The sequence below is a fragment of the Micromonospora violae genome (assembly GCF_004217135.1).
Classification (GTDB): domain Bacteria; phylum Actinomycetota; class Actinomycetes; order Mycobacteriales; family Micromonosporaceae; genus Micromonospora; species Micromonospora violae.
Genome location: NZ_SHKK01000001.1, coordinates 5,012,334 through 5,030,391 on the forward strand (window position 1 = coordinate 5,012,334; position 18,058 = coordinate 5,030,391).

The window sequence follows — 18,058 nt, forward strand, 5'->3', positions numbered from 1 at the left end:
GGCAGCGGCGCGGCACCGGACTTCGAGACCGACCCATCGACCCGTCCCGCTCCAGCCGGACTGAACGGCGCCGGGTCAGCCGGCCACGGCGAGGGCGAGCGGGAGCACGTCGGTCGCGCCGGCCCGGCGCAGCGCCCGCGCCACCAGCGTCATCGTCCAGCCCGAGTCGATCAGGTCGTCGACGAGCAGCACCGGGCCGTCCAGCCCGGCCAGCGCGTCGGCCAGGTCGGTCGGCACGGTGAAGGTGTCGTGCAGCGCGCGTACCCGTTGGGCGCTGTTGCCGCGCGGCCCGGCTGTCCCGCCGTGGCCGGCGGCGCTGACCTCGCCGAGCAGTGGCAGCCGGCCCACGGTGGCGATCCGTTCGGCGAGCGAGCCGAGCAGCCGGGGCCGCCGCCGGGAACCGACAGCTACCACTGCCACCGGCCGGCGGGGCCACGGGTCGTCACCGTGCGCCCACGCCTTCAGCACCTCCACGACCGCGCCGGCGACGTCGTCGGGCACCGGCGCGTCCGGCGCTTCCGGGCCGACGAGATCCCGCAGCCGGCCACCCCAGCCGAGGTCGGAGAGGCGCCCGACGGCCCGGCCGGGCAGCGCCTGCTCCGCGGGGGCGATCCGGCCCTTGAGGGGTACGCCCACCGCGTCGAGCCCGGTCGGCCAGAGCTTCTTCGGCGCGATCTCCACGCCGGGTCGACCCAGGAAGGTCTGCGCGGCGGCGAGTGCGGCCGTCGACACGTCTGCGGCGAAGAGGGGGTCGGCGCACCTGTCGCATCGGCCGCAGGCGGCCGCCCCGGTGTCGTCGAGGCGTTCCCGTAGATACCGCATCCGGCAGTCGGACGTTGTCGCGTACTCCCGCATGGCCTGTTGCTCGACGGTGCGTGCCTGGGCGACGCGGCGCAACCGGGCCTCGTCGTAGACCCACGGCTCGCCGGTGGCGAGCCACCCACCGCGCACCCGGCGGACCGCGCCATCCACGTCGAGCACCTTGAGCATCAGCTCCAACCGGGCCCGGCGCAGGTCGACGAGGGGTTCGAGGGCCTGGGTGGAGAGCGGGCGGTCGGTGTGCAGGGCTGCCAGCACGGCGCGGACCTGCTGCTCGGGTGGGAACGCGAGCGAGGCGAAGTAGCGCCAGATCGCGGCGTCCTCGACGCCGGGCAGCAGCAGCACCTCGGCGTGCTCGACAGCGCGGCCGGCGCGGCCGACCTGCTGGTAGTACGCGATCGGTGAGGGCGGCGCGCCGAGGTGAACGACGAAGCCCAGGTCGGGCTTGTCGAAGCCCATGCCGAGGGCGCTGGTGGCGACCAACGCCTTGATCTTGTTGTCGAGCAGGTCCTGTTCTGCGGCCCGGCGGTCTGCGTCGTCGGACTGCCCGCTGTACGAGGCGACCGGGTAGCCCCGGGAGCGCAGGAACTCGGCCGTCTCCCCCGCTGCCGCCACGGTCAGCGTGTAGACGATGCCCGAGCCGGGCAGTTGATCCAGGTGGTCGGCGAGCCAGGCCAGCCGGTGCGCCGGGCTGGGCAGGTCGAGCACTCCCAGGCGCAGCGACTCGCGGTCCAGGGTGCCGCGCAGGACGAGGGCGTCGCCGAGCTGCTCGGCCACGTCCTGGGTGACCCGGGCGTTGGCGGTGGCGGTGGTCGCCAGCACGGGAGTGCGTTCGGGTAGCTCGGCGAGGAACGTGCGCAGCCGCCGGTAGTCCGGCCGGAAGTCGTGCCCCCAGTCGGAGACGCAGTGCGCCTCGTCGACCACCAGCAGCCCGGTGGTGGCGGCCAGCTTCGGCAGGACGCCGTCGCGGAAGTCCGGGTTGTTGAGCCGTTCCGGGCTGATCAGCAGCACGTCCACCGCGCCGCTCTGGATCTCGGCGGTGATCTCGTCCCACTCGTCGAGGTTCGCCGAGTTGATGGTGCGGGCTCGGATGCCGGCCCGGGCGGCCGCCTCGACCTGGTTGCGCATCAACGCCAGCAGCGGCGAGACGATGACCGTCGGCCCGGCGGGGCCGGCGTGCCCGGAGTCGGCAGGCCCGGCCTGGTCACGGTCGCGGAGCAGGGCGGTGGCCACGAAGTAGACAGCCGACTTGCCCCAACCGGTGCGCTGCACGCAGAGCACCCGTCGCCGGTCGACGACCAACGCCTCGATGGCGCGCCACTGATCCTCGCGCAGCCGGGCCTGGTCGCCGGCCAGGCGGCGCAACACCGCCTCGGCCCGCTCCCGTACCGCTGCCCGCTCTGCTGTTTCCACCCGACATGTCTACCAGCGCCGCCCGTCATCCCGGTGTTGATCAAGAGGTTTGCGTCATTCTCGGGTCGAATCCTGACGCAAACCTCTTGATCAACACCGGTGGACGTCATCAGCGGCCGAGGACGGAACCGCCGTTCACGCCCAGGACCTGACCGGTGACATAGCCGGCCGCCGGGCTGGCCAGATAGCGGACCGCTTCGGCGATGTCGTCCGGCAGCCCAGCCCGCCCCACCAGGGTCGCCGCCACCCGCTTGGCGTGCCCCTCGGCGGTCATCCGGTCACCGAAGAACTCGGTCTCGGCGACGTACCCGGGGCTCACCACGTTGACCGTGATCTGCTCCGGACCAAGCTGCGCCGCCAGGTCGTACGCCCAACCGTGCAGGGCCGCCTTCGCCGCCGAGTACGGCCCACCGCCGCCACGCTGGGCGGCGATCGAACTGACCAGGATCACCCGCCCGCCAGGTCGACGCAGAGCCGGCCGCAGAGCCTCGGTCAGCAGCACGGCGGTGAGCACGTTGGCGTCCAGGTTGGCCCGCCAGTGCGCGGCGGTCCCGGCCAACGTGTCGGTCTCCCCGCCCAGGTAGCCGCCAGCGTTGTTGACCACCACGTCGACCGGCCGATCGCCGATCGCGGCGAGAACCGCGTCGAGCTGCTCCGGATCGGTCAGGTCCGCGGTCACGGGGAGGACGGCGTCGGGCCGCCCGCAGTCCGCGGTGATCTGCTCGGCGGCGGCCGTCAACACGTCCGCCCGCCGGCCAACGATCAGGACGTCGTACCCGTCCCGGGCGAGCACCCCCGCAACGGCCGCCCCGATCCCCGTCCCGCCCCCGCTGACAACCGCAACCCGCGACTCCATCCCTGACCTCCCCTTGTGAAAAACCCCGTCGATCATGACGTTATCGCCATTGAACACGGCGTGTCATGGCAGCAACATCATGATCGACGGGGTTCAGTCGGGGGTTAGGGCCGAGGGCGGAGGGAGCGGGTCAGGTGGGACAGGCGGGGGGCCAGGCTGGTCAGGCCGCCGGGGAAGAAGTAGACGGCCAGGATGAACACCGTGCCGAGGACGAAGAGGGGCTGACTCAGCGGGCGGCTCAGGACGGCCGGCAGGTTGTCCACCGCGTCGCTGGTGCCGAAGGCGGTGAGCCGGTGGTCCAGGTACATGTAGAGGACCCCACCGAGCACCGGACCCCAGCGCGTACCCGGCCCGCCGAGCACCACCATGACCAGCAGCGACAGCGTCAGCTCGGACGAGGTGATGTGCGGCGACGCGCCGCCGACGATCAGGACGTACACCACCCCGCCCGCCGACGCCAGACCACCGGCCAGGGTGAACGCCACCAGCTTGTAGCGGTACGGGTCCAGACCGAGCACCCCGATCCGCCGCTCGTCGTCGCGCAGACCGGCGAGCACCCGCCCGGTCGGTGAACCGCTCACCCGGTGCACCACGAAGACCACCAGCGTCAGGTACGCCAGCGCCAACCAGTACAGGTTGACCGTGTTGGTCACCCCCACCAGCCCGGCGGGCAGCCCGGACACGTCCAGCGGCAGGCCCTCCTCACCGCCGGTGAGCCCGCCGAAGTCCCGGGCCACCAGGATCGCGCCCACCTGGGCGAAGGCCAACGTGACCATGGCGAACGCGATGCCCACCGTCCGCAGCGCCACCGCACCGAGCAGCGCCGCGAGGATGGTGCCGCCGGTGACGGTCAGCAGCGCCGCCTGCCACAGCGGCAGACCGGCCCGGGTGATGAGGACGTCGGTGCCGTAGACGCCGGCGGCGAAGTACAGCGCGTGCCCGAAGGAGAGCATCCCGGTTCGGCCGAAGAGCAGGTCGTACCCGGCCGCCAACCCGCCGAAGATCAGGCAGATGGCGAGCAGTTGCAGGGTGCCGGGTGAGTTGACCGGCCCCTCGAAGATCCCCGGCAGGGAAATCGTCGAGTACGGCAGGATCGCCAACACCACCAGCGCGACCAGCGGCAGGAACGGGCGGACCCGGTGCACCCGGCCTGGTCGCGGCGCGGTGGGTGCCGGTGCCGGGGTCACGTCGAGAAGCGTCATGCCGTTGCCACCTTTCCGGCGATGCCCTGCGGACGCAGCAGCAGCACCACAGCCAGCAGCCCGACCACGCAGATGTCGCCCAGCCCGGACGTGCCGTAGTAGTTGACGAACTGCTGCACCAGCCCGACCACGACCGCCGCGTACGCGGAGCCGACCACCGAGCCCATCCCACCGATCACCACCACGATGAACGCGAAGATCAGCAGTGAGCCGCCCTGCCCGGGCGAGACGGTGCCGAAGTAGACCCCGCCGAGCGCGCCGGCGAGCGCGGCAGCCGCCCCACCGATCGCGAAGACCAGGGTGAACGCCTTGCGGACGTCGATGCCCAGCGCGGTCACCATCTCCCGGTTCTCCACCCCGGCCCGGATCACCAGGCCGTACCGGGTCCAGCGCAGGAACGCCAGGATCGCACCGAGCACCAGCACCGCCGCGATGATCAGCAGCAGGCCACCGTTGGGCACCTGCGCGCCGAGGATCCCGGTCACCTGCCGGGTCCAGTCCGGACGCGGGAACGGCCGGGCGTCCGCACCCCAGGTGGCCTGGAGCAACGCCACCCCGGCCAGCGACAACCCGACGGTGACCAGCACCTGCTCGATGGTGCGGGAGTACAGCGGGCGGATCAGCACCAACTCGACCAGGATCGCGACCAGCGTGCCGGCGGCCACCCCGAAGGCGACCGCGAACACGAAGCCGAACCCGTCCGGCCCGGCGCCCGGCAGGTTGCCCGCCGCCCACCAGGTGCCGTACGCGCCGACGCCGAGGAACAGCCCGTGCGCGAAGTTGAGCACGTCGGCCAGGCCGAAGACCAGGGACAGGCCGGAGGCGACCAGGAAGTACAGCGCCGCCAGGCCCAGCCCGGTCAACGCCAGCAGGATCACGGTGCCCATCAGTGCTTCACCTCCGCCGAGCCGACCCCGAGCAGCGACTTGGTCAACGCGGTCTCCAACAGCAGCTCACGGGCGTCACCGGTCCAGGCCACCTTGCCGGCGGCCAGCACCACCGCGTCGCGGGCCAGTCGGCGTACCACCGCCAGGTTCTGCTCGACGAGGAGCACCGGCACCGACTCCGCGACCCGTTCCAACACCTCGGCCACCTCGGTCACCACCTTCGGCGCCAACCCCTTGGTTGGCTCGTCGACGAGCAGCAGCCGGTTGTCGTTGAGCAGCACCCGACCGATGGCGAGCATCTGCTGCTGCCCGCCGGAGAGCGAACCGGCCCGTTGCCGTCCGCGCCGGTCCAGCTCCGGAAAGAGCGCGAAGACCTTGTCGTACGCCGGGCTGGTGCCGCGCCGCTCGGCGAGCCGCAGGTTCTCGGCGACGGTGAGCCCGGCGAACACACACCGGTCCTCCGGCACGTAGCCGAGACCGCCCCGGACCAGCCGGTGCGTCGGCCGGGCCAGCAGGCTCTGCGCGCCCATCCGGATGCTGCCGCGGACCTCCCCGGCGGGCGGGGTGAGGCCGACGATCGCGCGCAGCGTGGTGGTCTTGCCGACGCCGTTGCGGCCGAGCAGGACAGTCACGCCGGTCGGAGCGACCGTGAAGGACACCCCCTGGAGGATGTGCAGCCCGGAGATCCGGACCGACAACTCCTCCACACTGAGGATCGGTTCCACCATCAGAGCGACTCCCCCAGGTAGGCCTCTTGCACGGTGGGGTTGGCCATCACCGTTTCCGGGGTGTCGCACGCCAGCAGTGCGCCGTGGTGCATGACGGCGATGCGGTCGGCCAACTCCAGGATGACGTCCATGTGGTGCTCGACCATCAGCACCGCCCGGCGGCTGTCACCGGTCAACGACTTGATGACGGCCACCAGCTCCGGTACGTCCTCGGCGCTGACCCCGGCCATCGGCTCGTCCAGCAGCATCACGCGGGGTTCACCGGCGAGCAGCAGGGCGATCTCCAGCTTGCGCTTCTCGCCGTGGGCCAGGGTGCCGGCGAGCGCCGTACCCCGGTGGGCGAGGCCGACCCGGTCGAGCGCCGCGTCGGCGGCGGCGGCGACCTCGCGGTCGGCCGCCGCCCGCCGCCACAACGCCATCGAGCCCCCGCGGTGCGCCTGCACGGCGAGCCGGACGTTCTCCCGCACGCTCAGCGAGCCGAAGACCGAGGACGCCTGGAAGGTACGGCCCATCCCGAGGCGGGCCCGCCGATGCGGCGGAAGCTCCCCGATGTTCTGCCCGTCCAGGGTGATCCGGCCCTCCGTGGCCCGGCGCAGGCCGGTGATCAGGTTGAACAGTGAGGTCTTGCCGGCGCCGTTCGGCCCGATGACGCCCAGGAACTCCCCGGGCGCCACATCGAGGTAGACGCTGTCGACGATGGCGACCTCACCGATCCGCCAGGTCAGACCGCGGGTGGCGAGCATGGTCAGCCCTTCATTGCCACGGCCGGCGGCGCCGACTCGTCGCCGGTGAGGCTCTTCTGCGCGGTGGCCGTGAAGTCGGTCCCGCTGCCGGTCAGCTTGGCCTGGAACATCGGCTGGAGCAGCGCGTGGTCGGCCGCCCGGATGGTCATCTTGCCCTTGACCCCGTCGAAGCTCCAGCCCTCCAGCGCGGTGACCATCTTGTCGACGTCGTCCCCACCCTCCTGGACGGCGCGGACCACCATCTGGGCGGCGGCGAAACCGTCCGGGTGGAACAGGTCGATGGTGTTGACCTTGGCCTTCAGCGCCTTGCTGGCCTCGGTGTCGCTCGCGCCGTCGAAGTAGTGCGACAGGAAGGAGATCTTCGCGCCGGCCGCGCCGAAGGTGGGCCAGGAGGCGCGGATGTCCAGGCCGGTGACGACCGTGGTGGACGAGAGCACGCCCTGCTGGTCGAGGGTCTGCCACATGGCCGGGGCGGTCGTACCCGCCCACGCCACGAAGAGCAGGTCCGGCTTGGCGGCCTTGATCTGGCTGGCGAACGGGGTGAACTCGGTGGCACTGGCCGGGGCCCGCACACTGCTCACGGTCGCGCCTGCGCCACCGATGACGGTCTTGACGGCCGCTTCGTTGGCGTCGCCGAACGCGCCGTCCTGGGCGAAGACCACGACCTTCTTGCCGGCCGGCTCGATGAACGACCTGGCGGTCACCACGTCCTGGTAGGACTGCCGTCCGGAGCGGAAGGTGTACTTGTTCGCGCCGGTCACCGCGTCCGTGGCGGCCGGGCCGGAGATGAACAGGACCTTGTTCTGCGCCGCGATCGGGGCGACCTGGAGCGCCACACCGGAGGCGGTGGAACCGGCGATGATCTTCGTGCCCTTGCCGATCAGATCCTTCGCCGCGGAGACCGCCTTGGCCGGGTCGCCGGCGTCGTCGGCCTCGGTCAGCTCGATCGTGCGGTCACCGACCTTGCCGGTGCCCTTGGTGGCGTAATCCAGCCCCGCCTTGAACCCTTCGATGTACTGCTTTCCATAGCTGGCCAGCGCTCCCGACTGGGAGTACACCAGGCCGACCTTGACCGGCGCGGCGCTGTCGCCGCCGCCGGTGGCGGTGTCCTGCGGGCTACCACAGGCCGTGGCGGCCAACGCCGCGGCCATCATCGTGGCGGCGGAGAGGAACACCCGCCGCGTCGTCCGGACCGTCATTGCGACTCCACATGAGGACTCGGAGGGAGAACTTCTTCGTGACGGCCCACGGTAGAAGTGACGTCACCCACGAGCTATGTGGCGGAAACACACAAGTAACAGGAATGAGGTGGCCGGGGGTTACAACGGGCCGCCCTACCATCCCCGACCCAGGCCTCCCGATAGCCTGGAGCGCCACCGGTGGAACGACCCATGTGTCTCCCCGGACCATCCGGCGTTAGCCGCACGGCCCGTCGTGGTCCGCCGGGCGCGGGCACCGCCGCCGACCGTCGAGCAAATGGTCACAGAAAACCCGATGTCGTACGCACTGAGCGTCCTCCTCCGACACCGTGGTCTCGGCCCGGTCCACGTCCGCGAGGAAACCCAGCGCGCGCGTTATCGCCCGCGCGAACCGCAACGCCCCCGGCAGATCAGCCGCCACCACCGGCAGGTGCACCACGAAGCGTCCAATCGCCATGCTCACCCTCGATCCGTTGCCCTGGAGGGCGATCCGGCGCGCGGGTAGGGGACGCGCACCGGACCACCCGGCCCCACGCCCACAGCTTTCAACAGCGGCGGTACGAACGCGGAGCCCACCAGAGGCCCAAACTCCGGGGTTTGCCGAACCAACCAGAGCCGGACACTCAGCAACCTACACCAATTACTTGTGTAGGTCGATGGTGTGCGGCAGCGACATCGCAGCCTGTTGCAGTTATTGGTGCAGGCCGGCATGATCGAGGAGCCGAACCAGCCGGAGTCCTCACCATGCCCACAGCAGAAGCGCCCTACCGACTCATCGCCAACGAGATCGCCGCGAAGATCAAGAGCGGCGAGTTGAAGCCGGGAGAGAAGCTGCCCTCCACTCGGGAACTCGCCGAAACCTACGCCGTGCACATGAACACCGCGTCGCGGGCGCTCTCCCTGCTGCACGACCGTGAGCTGATCATCGGACAGCCCGGGCGTGGCACCTACGTCGCCGAACAACCCCGCCGGTAGGCACTCCGGCGACTCCCGAATGGCCAATGAGGGCTCCAGCGCACCCGAATCCCGCGTCAGCGCTACGCCTGTGTCAGATCATGGACTGAGGACTGCGCGACGGCCAATCAACTAGGAAGTCGTCGGCGCTGCTCACTGGGCGTCCCCCCGATCAAATCCGCTCCGAGTGACCCCTTCCGTGGGGCAGCGGACTCAAGAACACAGCGCTACCTTCTCATGACCGCAAGTGATCGTCACGGGAGGGCCGTTGTCCAACAACGACGAATTTTTCCGGTCAAAGAAGGCAGCGGCCGTACTGAAGCACGGCATCCTCAAGCGCTATCCCGTGGTCTTCGCCTCCAAGACGGGGCAGGGCAACCCCATCGTCTTCCTCGACGGCTACGCCGGCAGAGGCGAGTACGACGGCGGAGAGCCAGGATCTCCGCTGCTGTTGTCCCGGTGCGCCGAGTTCGTTCAAGGCTTCCGCGACGTGCTCGCGTTCTTCGTCGAGCAGGATCCGGACAGCTACGCAAACCTGGAGCAGGTGCTCCGCGACAAGGGCGGGGTGGTTCGACGTGAACTTCGCCAGGGCACCCTTGACCAGCACCTGCCCGAGGTGCTGGCTTTAGCCAAGGGTGCCTCGCTCTTCGCCTTTCTCGATCCCTTCGGGCCGGCTCTTGACTTCGATCTGATCCGGACGCGGCTGCTCGGGCGCCCCAACTGGCCACCAACCGAATTGCTACTGCACTTCAGCGTTTCCACCGTGGCTCGGATGGGACGGGCCGTCCACGTTGCCGAGAGTCGATCGGGTGGGCTGTCGGAGAGCGACCGGAGGACAGCCGCGCGATTGGATCGATTCCTGGGTGGCGGCTGGTGGCGCAGCTACTTCGCCGAGGTGTCGGATGCCGGCGATGACCAGCGCGCCACGGACGTCGCACTCCGGGTTGCGGACAGGTACGCCCGAGATCTCACCCAGGGGTCCAACTACCAGGCGGTGCAGATGCCGGTGCGCCCACGCCCCGGTCTCGCCCCGAAATACGTCCTCGCCCTGTTCACCACCCACGGCGAAGGTGCCTGGCATTTTGCCGACACCCTCGGTAAGGCTGGCGTCGAATGGGAGGAGGCGTGGGTCCGGGAGCAGATCCGCCGGGGCGACCACGTAGCGGGGACGCTGTTCGGCGACGGTCCCGTCTTCGATGCCGAGCAGTACAAGGCCGAGAACGCCCCTCGCTGGTCGGGTGCGATCGAGCGGAACATCGTCAAATTGCTCGAACAGACTTCTACGCTCAAGATCGTCGATCATGTGCCAGAGATCTACGGTGACGTACTTGGACACGCCTGGGCACCACACGTACGACAGGCCGTCAAGTCGCTGCATCGACAGGGCCGGATCAGCAGCCCCGGCACGGGTGACTTCTGGAAGGAAGTCCTCTGGCGGCCTTAAGCCGGGGCCCCATCCGCGGCGGCCCTATGCCTGCACAAGTAGGCGCGGGGCCGGCATTTCGTCCCAGGTCCGACCGTCGAGATGCCGACCGCCAAGTTTCGGCGTACGCCCGCCCCACTGCTTGAAGAAGAAGGCGGTGCCAGCAGACACGCACTGATCCCGGAGGTCACGCACCCACGTCGGCTCCATCGGGCGGCACCCCTGCCCCGACTCGCCCCCCGCGATCAGCCAGTCGATGCCGTCGAGATCCAGGTCGACCAGTGGCCCCAGCAGCGGCTCAGCCGAGATGAAACGTACCGCAGCGGGCACCTCGCGGAGCTGGGCGACCCGTTCCCGCTGAGCGTGATCCTCGACGCTCACGCCCATCCAGACGTTCGCCGGCCAGTCGATCTGATGGGCGACCTTCGCCAGCCTGGCGGCGCGCTTGGTGAGCACCTGGAAGGTATGCCTGGGGGTTTCGCGCATGACAGCGAAAACCTGTTGCACGTAGGTGAGTGGAACCCGGGCGTGGAACAGATCCGACATGGAGTTGACGAAGACGGTCCGTGGGTCTCGCCAGCGACGAGGAATATCGAGGGCATCAGGGTGCAGGGCGACGCCAAAACCGGGGCCGGAGGTGCGTGGGTCTCCATCGGTCTGATATTTGGCCGAGCGCATGGCTTTCAAGCGCTTAGCGAGAGTCATCGCATAGCAGTTGTCACAGCCCGACGAGATGCGGTCACAACCAGTGGTGGGATTCCAGGTTGCTTCCGTCCACTCGATGGCGCTTTTGTCCGCCATGCGCCTCTCCTTCCGCTCGACGGGCCCATACTGTCGAACAACCGTACGCATGGGAAGGGTTGCGCGGCGTGTCGGCCCGCCATCTTCGCTGGCAACGATGCAGCCAGCCAGGGGCCGGCAAAGCACGCAGGCCAACTCGGGGGCCAAATCAATTGAGACCTGCGCAGTGGTGTCACTAGACGTCGGCGGCCACTACATCCACGCTCGATGCGACCTTCGGAGCGAGTGCGATTCGTTTACGGCATCAACTCCATAGCGTCCGCGAGGTGCTGCCCGCCGTCCCGTGGCGGACGACGGGCCAGCGCGTGAGACCGAGCCAGGTCGGCCCGGTGACCGGCCGGGATCGGGTCAGCTCGGCGCCGAGGGTCGGAGTGGCTCAGTGGCCGGGGCGGGTGGAGAGGGCGGCGTCCGGATGGTCGCTGAAGACACCGTCGAGGCCCAGGCCAAAGAAGAGTTCGTACTCAACGGTGATGTCGCCGCGCGCCAGGAGTTGGCCGATGGCCGGCCGGCAGGTGAATCTCCGGAATGCCCGTTCCCACTCCAGGGTCGCGGGCGAACAGGAAGATTGTCTGGTGCGCCGGTTTTTCCGCAATCCCGTGCGGCTGGTGCCGTTCGCGTTCCTGGTGCCGATCCTGCTCGGTACCGGGTTGCTCATGGCGCGCTGGGCGACCGTCGAGCACGGACGCCCACCCGTGGTCACCGCGCTCTTCACCGCCACCTCGGCCGTGTCGGTCACCGGCATGGCGATCACCGACACGCCGAACTACTGGTCCGGCTGGGGACTCCTGGTGATCACCCTGCTCACCCAGCTCGGCGGCCTCGGCATCCTCACCGTCGCGGCGTTGGTCATCCTGGTGGTCTCCAGTCAGCTTGGGTTGCGCAACCGGTTGCTGGTGCAGGCCGAGTCGGCGGAGTTCGGCATCGGTGAGGTGGGCCGGCTGCTCCGCCGGATCGCGGTGACCGTCTTCGCCTGCGAGGCGGTGATGACGGTGCTGGTCGCCGGTCGGCTCTGGCTGGCGTACGACTACCCCGTCGGGCGGGCCCTCTGGTCGGGCGCCTTCCACGCCGTGCAGGCGTTCAACAACGGTGGTTTCGCCCTGTACAGCGATGGGCTGCTGGCCTTCGGCCGTGACCCGTGGGTGTCGCTGACCCTGGCGATCGGCTCGATCATCGGCGGGCTCGGGTTTCCCGCGCTGTTCGAGGCGGTCCGGGAGTGGCGTCAGCCCGCGCGCTGGGCGGTGGCGACGAAGTTGACCATCTGGGGCAGCGCCGCGCTGCTGCTGGTCGGCTTCGCCGGCCTGCTCGCCGCCGAGTGGACCAACTCGGCCACGATCGGCCAGTACGACGTGCCGGGAAAGATCCTCGCGTCGTTCAGTCAGATCGCGCTGAGTCGCACCGGCGGCTTCAGCATCTTGAACATCGCCGCCCTCCAGGAGGAGAGCTACCCCCTGTTGATCGTCCTGATGTTCATCGGTGGCGGCAGTGCCAGCACGGCCGGTGGCATCAAGGTTTCCACGTTCTTCCTGTTGGCGTTCACCATCTGGGCGGAGTTGCGGGGTGAGCCCGACGTGACGATCGGGCACCGGCGGGTGGCCACCGCGAGCCAGCGGCAGGCGGTCACCGTGGCACTGCTCAGCGTCGCGTTGGTGACGGCGGGAACCATGGTGTTGCTGCTGCTCACCGAGGGCGTCCGTTTCGTGGCGGCGCTGTTCGAGATCACCTCCGCGTTCAGCACCACCGGTCTGACCATCGGCCTGGCCGCCGAGCTGCCGGCGGGCGGCCAACTGGTGCTGACCGTGCTGATGTTCATCGGCCGGGTCGGCACGCTCACCCTGGGGTCGGCGATCGCCCTGAACACCCGACGTCGGCTCTACCGCTACCCCCAGGAGCAACCCATTGTCGGCTAGCAGCAGGGAGGGCCGAGGTGTCGGCTAGACGTGCGGACAGCGGCGGCATCGTGGTGATCGGTCTGGGTCGATTCGGTTGCCACCTGGCCGGGTCGCTGGCCCGGATGAACCGCGAGGTGTTGGCGATCGACCGGAGCCCGGCGACGGTGCAGCGCTGGTCGGCGCAGCTGGACCGGGTGGTTCAGGCCGACTCGACCGAGGACGGGGCGCTGCGGCAGCTGGGCATCGACGGTTTCGGTCGGGCGGTGGTGGCCATCGGGGCCTCGGTGGAGGCCAGTGTGCTCACCGTGTTGGCGCTGGTCGAGCTGGGTGTGCCGCAGATCTGGGCGCGGGCCACCTCGCAGAAACACGCCAAGATCCTGGCGTCGGTGGGAGCGCACCACGTGATCTTTCCGGAGGCGGAGACCGGAGAGCGGGTCGCGCACCTGATCGTGAGCCGGTTGCTCGATTTCATCGAGTTCGACGATGACTTCGCCATCGCCACCGTCCGGGTGCCGGATTCCCTGGTCGGTCGGACCCTGCTCGACCTGAGACCGGAGAAGCGTTTCGGGGTACGCGTGGTCGGGGCCAAGCTGCCGGGCGAACGCTTCCAGTACGCGTCCGACGACACAACACTTCCGCAGGGTGGGGTGCTCATCGTCGAGGGTGGAATCGACCAGGTGCAGCGATTCGCCGGGATGCAGTGACCTGACGCGCCGGGTCACCTGGTCATTTCCGGTGACCACCCGGCCCCTTGGTCAACTTCCCGCTTTTCCCGAGCCACCACCACCCGGCTTCGCCCCCTTCGGCTTCGCGGGCGCCTTCGGCGACTTCGGCTGCTTGGCCTTCGGCGCACCGCCACCCGCCCCGGCACCGCTGCGCACCGTCGCGGCCTTGGGCGGGGCCTTCGCGGTGGCGGCCTTGCTCGGCGGGGCCGTGGACGGCGCACTGCCGGCGACCCCGGACACCCGGGCGCCGCAGGTCGCCTCGCCCAGCCGAAACTCGACCGGCAGAGGGTTCGCCCCGCTGTACGTGCCGGTGAGGGAAACCTTCGCGGCCGCACCGGGAGCCAGCGTGGTGCGCTGGGCCGCCGGCCGGATCAGCACCGTGCTCCCCTGCTGGTGCACGGGCACAGGCTCCGCCTTCGTCACCTTCTGCTGCCCGGGAAAGGTGAAGCTCATCGTCCAGTCCCGCAGCTCACGGCCACCGGTGTTGGTCAGGGTCAGCTCGGCGGCGAACTCGGTGCCGGAGTCGGCGCGCAGCGCGTACGCCACCTCGCAGGGCGCCGCCGCGGGCAGACCCATCCGGGCCTGGGTCGTCGGCCGGTCCCCGCCGCTGGCCGGGCTGCGCGAGGTGAACCCCCACATCGCCCCGGTGACCGCGATCAACCCGACGGCGGCCACTCCCGCCTCGACCCGCCGGCGTCGGGTCACCCGCTGCCGCGTCCGACGGTTGCGGGTCCGCGACAACGGCAACGCGTCGGTCGCCGCCGACCAGGGCAGGATCGTGGTACGCGCACTGCCGAGCATGGCCGCGTCCAGGGGCCCGGCGGCCGGGGAGACCGGCACCGCCGCCAGCATTCCGGCCGCGTCCGCCAACGTCCGGGTCAGCTCGGCCGTGGTCGGTCGGTCCGCAGGCCGCTTGGCCAGGCAGCGTCCGACCAGGTCGGCCACCCCGGCGGGCAACCCCGGGACGGGGGGCATCGGCTCCGGGTCGTTGTACATGTGGGCGCGCAGCATCTGGGTGGTCGTGCTGGCCTGCCACGGTAGTCGTCCGATGAGCATCCGGTAGAGCAGCAGCCCCACGGCGTACACGTCGGTGGCCGGGGAGACCTGACCGTTGTCCAGCCGCTCCGGGGCGAGGTACGCGGGAGTGCCCAACAGCGCCCCGTCCGGCCCCTTCTCGCTCTCCCCGACGAGCGCGGAGATGCCGAAGTCGACAACCTTCACCCCGGTCGAGGTGAGCATGACGTTGCCCGGGGTGACGTCGCGGTGCACCACACCGCGGGCGTGCGCGGTGGCCAGCGCCGAGCTGACCTCGGCGCCGATGGTCACCGCCTCCCGCCACGGCAGCCGGCTCTCCCGGCCCAACCGGCTGGCCAGCGATGCACCGTCGACCAGCTCCATCACCACGTACGGGACAGTCAGACCGACCTGCTCGGACTCGCCGTAGTCGTACACGTTGGTGATGTTGGGGTGGCAGAGCCGCGCGGCGGCCTGCGCCTCGATGCGGATTCGGTGGCGGAACGCCCGGTCGCTGGCCAGCCGGGAGGCCAGCACCTTCACCGCGACCTGGCGGCCGAGCACCTCGTCGTAACCACGCCAGACCACCGACATCCCGCCCGCGCCGAGCTGCTCGATCAGCCGGTACCGCTCATCGAGCAGCTGCGCGCCGTTTCGGTCCCCACCACCCATGGTGAGCGTTGTTGCCCAGGAACCGACCGCCTACACCTGGTGTATCGGAATCGGTCAGGATTGTCACCCGTTCAGGCGGTGGCCAGCAGCTGGTCCACCGGGGCGTAGTCGTCGGTCAACACCATCGCCGCACCGACGAAGTCCGTCAGCGCCGCGCCGGAGAGCAGGCTGACCGTCGGGTCCACCTCGGCCAGCCGGGCCCGGACGGCCTCCAACGGCAGCGGCGCGTCGGAGCCGACGATGAGGAAGTTGGCGCCCTGCTCCTCGGCGAGCGCCTCCGGTGGCGCGATCAACGCGACGTGCCCGAACTCGGCGGCCACCGTGGCCAACTCGGCGCGGATGAACCGCAGCGGCGGATAGTCGATGACGTTCTGCACGTACACGCCGCCGGGCCGGGTCACCCGCCGGATGTCGGCGGCCATCTCCCGGGTGGCCAGGTGCCAGGGCACCACCAGGTGCCCGAACGCGTCACCGACCACCAGGTCCCGGCTGTCGGTGGGCTCGCCGGCCACCAGCATCCGGGCGTCACCGACCACCGCGCGCAGCTCCGGCCCCGGCCGTACGCCCAACTCCTGCTCGCCCAGCTCGACCAGCCCGCCGTCGATCTCGAACACCAGGTTGTCGGTGCCCGGTCGGGTGGCGGTCAGGTAGCGCGGCACGGTGAACCCGCCCCCGCCCAGGTGCAACGCGTCCAGGCGCTGACCGGCCGGTGTGGCGACGTCCGCGACCGCGCCGATCCACTTCGTGTACGCGTACTCCAGGTGCTTCGGGTCGGCGAGGTCCACGTACGAGTGCTGGGCGGAGTTGAGCAGCAGCGTCCGCCCGCTGGGCCGGGCCGGGTCCGAGGTGACCCGGGCGCAGTGGTACGCCGTCTCGATGTCGCACGGGTTGGGTGCCACGGTGCTCAGCCCCGCCCCGACCAGGCCGAGCACGGCCAGCCCCGCCCGAACCCGGGCCGGACCGGGCAGTTCGGTGGGCTCCTGCCGGCGCAGATACCAGCCGAGGCCGATGCCGACCAGCCCGAGCGCGAACGCCAGTGCCAGCAGGATGACGGTGCTGCGCAGGGCGGCGACCAGCACGAACCCGGTGAGCAGGGTGGCGGTGATGCCACCCAGGGTGCCGATCCCGGAGAGTCGACCGACCACCTGGCCGGTCCGACGCAGGTCGGCGAGCTGGAGTTTCACGACCAACGGGGTGACCGCGGCCAGCAGCGCGGCGGGCACGAACACCGCCAGCGCGACCAGCAGCAGGATGCCGCTCGCCGCACCACCCCGCAACACCTCACCGGCGTACCGGACGATCGGCAGGGTGACCGCGGTGGCGATGCCGGCCAGCACCAGCGCCGGTGCCAGCAGCCCGCGCGGGTTGCGCCGGTCGGCCAACCAGCCGCCGGACCACGCCCCGTACGCGATCGCGGCCAGCGCGATGCCGATCACCGAGCTGGTCACCTGGAGGGTCACCCCCACGTACGGGCCGACCAGGCGCAGCGCGACGGTCTCCAGCACCAGCACGGCGCCGCTGGAGAAGAAGACCAGGAAGGCGGCCAGGCCGTTGGGTAGCGCCCGGCCGGTGGTCGGCACGGGCGGGGCCGGGGAAGCCGGCGGGGCCGCTACGTCGGACGGTGGGGAGCTCATCGTCGCGATGGTACGCAGCGAAGCTGGTGCTTCGGGTCAGTACATCGAGAGATGAACATGGTTCGTGTGGGACGCGGCCGGGCTGCCGCTCCCACTGTACGAGCGCCACCCGGTGCCGGGGTGCCAGATCTGCCGGTACCAGATCACGTAGAGCACGCCCAGCCGATCGGCGTTGCGCACGTGCCAGGCGGCCAGACTGTCCCCGTACGCCTTGTCGCCGCCGGTCGCGTTCTTGTCCTCGAAGCCGTTCGTGGCGGCCGAGAAGTCGCAGGCCCGTCCCTTCGGGTGCTCGCCACTGCCGCCGCTGCGCTTGCAGGAGACGTGCCGCTTGTAGCCGGCCGCCTGGGTCTGCTTGAGCGCGTTGAGGGTGCGCGGGGTGATGCATCCGGAGGTGGTCGGGTCCTTCACCGAGCAGGATTCCGACGGCCAGGATCCGTCGGGGTTACGCGGCGCGGGCTTCGCCGAGGCCGAGTTGGCACCGCTGAAACCGTTGCTGCCACCCGAGCTGACCTCGGCGAGCGCCTCCTCGGCTTCCTTCTTCTTCTTCGCCATCACGGCGAGCTGTTTCTGCTGCTCGCGGACCTCGGCGTCGATGGCGATCTTGGCCTGCTGCGCCTGCTGCCGGGCTTCGGTGAGATCACGCAGCCGCTTGCCGTCCCGCTGGGCCATCAGGTCCAGGTCGCTGGCGCGTTGCAGGAACGCCTCCGGGGTGGCGGTGTTGAGCAGCATCGAGGCCGCGCTCAGCCGACCGAACCGGTACGACTGCGCGGCCACCTCGCCCACCTGGGCGGTGAGCCCGACCAGCCGGCCTTCCAGCGTGGTCAGCTCGCCGGTCAGCGCCGCCTGGCGACGCTTGGAATTGTCCAGTTTGGCCTTGGCCTCGATGTGCCCCCTGGCGGTCAACTCCAGGGCGTCCCGCAGCTTCTTGGTGCCACCCTCGCCGGGCTCCGCGTACGCGGGCACGGCGGTCCCGCCGAGCACCAGCGCGACGGCGGCGAGCACGGCGAACAGTGCGCGGCGACCGAGCCGCGGGCTGAGCCTGGTCCTGGGCACGAAAGCGTCCTTCCGTCGACCGCCGGCCCCCGATTGACCACTACGC

At 70.3% G+C, this 18,058-nt stretch carries 16 protein-coding genes; 4 read left to right on the forward strand and 12 right to left on the reverse strand.

Annotated elements, in window-relative coordinates:
* Positions 1–75: 75 nt before the first annotated feature.
* From EV382_RS22400 to EV382_RS22435, 8 genes are all read right to left on the reverse strand, one after another.
* Positions 76–2,232 carry a RecQ family ATP-dependent DNA helicase gene (locus tag EV382_RS22400; protein ID WP_130404857.1) on the reverse strand — a complete coding sequence of 719 codons (2,157 nt, stop codon included), beginning with the start codon at positions 2,230–2,232 and terminating at the stop codon, positions 76–78.
* 109 nt (positions 2,233–2,341) lie between these two features.
* A complete protein-coding gene (locus EV382_RS22405; protein ID WP_130404859.1) occupies positions 2,342–3,088 on the reverse strand; it encodes an SDR family NAD(P)-dependent oxidoreductase in 747 nt (248 codons plus the stop codon).
* 104 nt (positions 3,089–3,192) lie between these two features.
* The gene (locus EV382_RS22410) at positions 3,193–4,290 is read right to left on the reverse strand and encodes a branched-chain amino acid ABC transporter permease (protein ID WP_130404861.1); all 1,098 of its coding nucleotides are present in this window, start codon (positions 4,288–4,290) and stop codon (positions 3,193–3,195) included.
* Complete coding sequence (locus tag EV382_RS22415; protein WP_124815814.1) at positions 4,287–5,177, reverse strand: branched-chain amino acid ABC transporter permease; 891 nt, start codon at positions 5,175–5,177, stop codon at positions 4,287–4,289. The genes EV382_RS22410 and EV382_RS22415 overlap by 4 nt, the downstream gene beginning before the upstream one ends.
* On the reverse strand, positions 5,177–5,905 hold the full coding sequence (locus EV382_RS22420; RefSeq protein WP_130404863.1) for an ABC transporter ATP-binding protein: 729 nt from the start codon (positions 5,903–5,905) through the stop codon (positions 5,177–5,179). The genes EV382_RS22415 and EV382_RS22420 overlap by 1 nt, the downstream gene beginning before the upstream one ends.
* On the reverse strand, positions 5,905–6,648 hold the full coding sequence (locus tag EV382_RS22425) for an ABC transporter ATP-binding protein (RefSeq protein ID WP_130404865.1): 744 nt from the start codon (positions 6,646–6,648) through the stop codon (positions 5,905–5,907). Before EV382_RS22425 ends, EV382_RS22420 begins: the two co-directional genes overlap by 1 nt.
* A 2-nt stretch (positions 6,649–6,650) precedes the next feature.
* On the reverse strand, positions 6,651–7,847 hold the full coding sequence (locus tag EV382_RS22430) for a substrate-binding domain-containing protein (RefSeq protein WP_130404867.1): 1,197 nt from the start codon (positions 7,845–7,847) through the stop codon (positions 6,651–6,653).
* 217 nt (positions 7,848–8,064) lie between these two features.
* Complete coding sequence (locus EV382_RS22435; RefSeq protein WP_130409090.1) at positions 8,065–8,304, reverse strand: hypothetical protein; 240 nt, start codon at positions 8,302–8,304, stop codon at positions 8,065–8,067.
* Between the two features lie 287 nt (positions 8,305–8,591).
* On the opposite strand from EV382_RS22435, the gene EV382_RS22440 reads away from it, so the two are divergent.
* Both EV382_RS22440 and tcmP read left to right on the forward strand, forming a co-directional pair.
* Positions 8,592–8,822, forward strand: a complete 231-nt coding sequence (locus EV382_RS22440; protein WP_130404869.1) for a GntR family transcriptional regulator — start codon at positions 8,592–8,594, stop codon at positions 8,820–8,822.
* Between the two features lie 247 nt (positions 8,823–9,069).
* On the forward strand, positions 9,070–10,245 hold the full coding sequence (tcmP, locus tag EV382_RS22445) for a three-Cys-motif partner protein TcmP (RefSeq protein ID WP_130404871.1): 1,176 nt from the start codon (positions 9,070–9,072) through the stop codon (positions 10,243–10,245).
* 24 nt (positions 10,246–10,269) lie between these two features.
* On the opposite strand, the gene EV382_RS22450 is transcribed toward tcmP, so the two are convergent.
* Complete coding sequence (locus EV382_RS22450; protein WP_130404873.1) at positions 10,270–11,025, reverse strand: DUF5131 family protein; 756 nt, start codon at positions 11,023–11,025, stop codon at positions 10,270–10,272.
* Positions 11,026–11,597: 572 nt separating this feature from the next.
* On the opposite strand from EV382_RS22450, the gene EV382_RS22460 reads away from it, so the two are divergent.
* Both EV382_RS22460 and EV382_RS22465 read left to right on the forward strand, forming a co-directional pair.
* Entirely contained in the window at positions 11,598–12,932 is a 1,335-nt protein-coding gene (locus EV382_RS22460; RefSeq protein WP_130404877.1) for a TrkH family potassium uptake protein, read from the forward strand.
* 17 nt (positions 12,933–12,949) lie between these two features.
* Entirely contained in the window at positions 12,950–13,618 is a 669-nt protein-coding gene (locus EV382_RS22465; RefSeq protein WP_130404879.1) for a potassium channel family protein, read from the forward strand.
* Positions 13,619–13,669: 51 nt separating this feature from the next.
* Here EV382_RS22465 and EV382_RS22470 read toward each other — a convergent pair whose 3' ends face one another.
* The 3 genes from EV382_RS22470 to EV382_RS22480 form a co-directional block, all read right to left on the reverse strand.
* On the reverse strand, positions 13,670–15,325 hold the full coding sequence (locus tag EV382_RS22470) for a serine/threonine-protein kinase (RefSeq protein WP_130404881.1): 1,656 nt from the start codon (positions 15,323–15,325) through the stop codon (positions 13,670–13,672).
* A 71-nt stretch (positions 15,326–15,396) separates the two neighbouring features.
* Positions 15,397–16,959, reverse strand: a complete 1,563-nt coding sequence (locus EV382_RS22475) for a fused MFS/spermidine synthase (RefSeq protein ID WP_244236787.1) — start codon at positions 16,957–16,959, stop codon at positions 15,397–15,399.
* Between the two features lie 36 nt (positions 16,960–16,995).
* Positions 16,996–18,012 (reverse strand): coiled-coil domain-containing protein, encoded by a 1,017-nt coding sequence (locus EV382_RS22480; RefSeq protein ID WP_130404883.1) that lies wholly within the window; start codon positions 18,010–18,012, stop codon positions 16,996–16,998.
* Between the last annotated feature and the right edge of the window lie 46 nt (positions 18,013–18,058).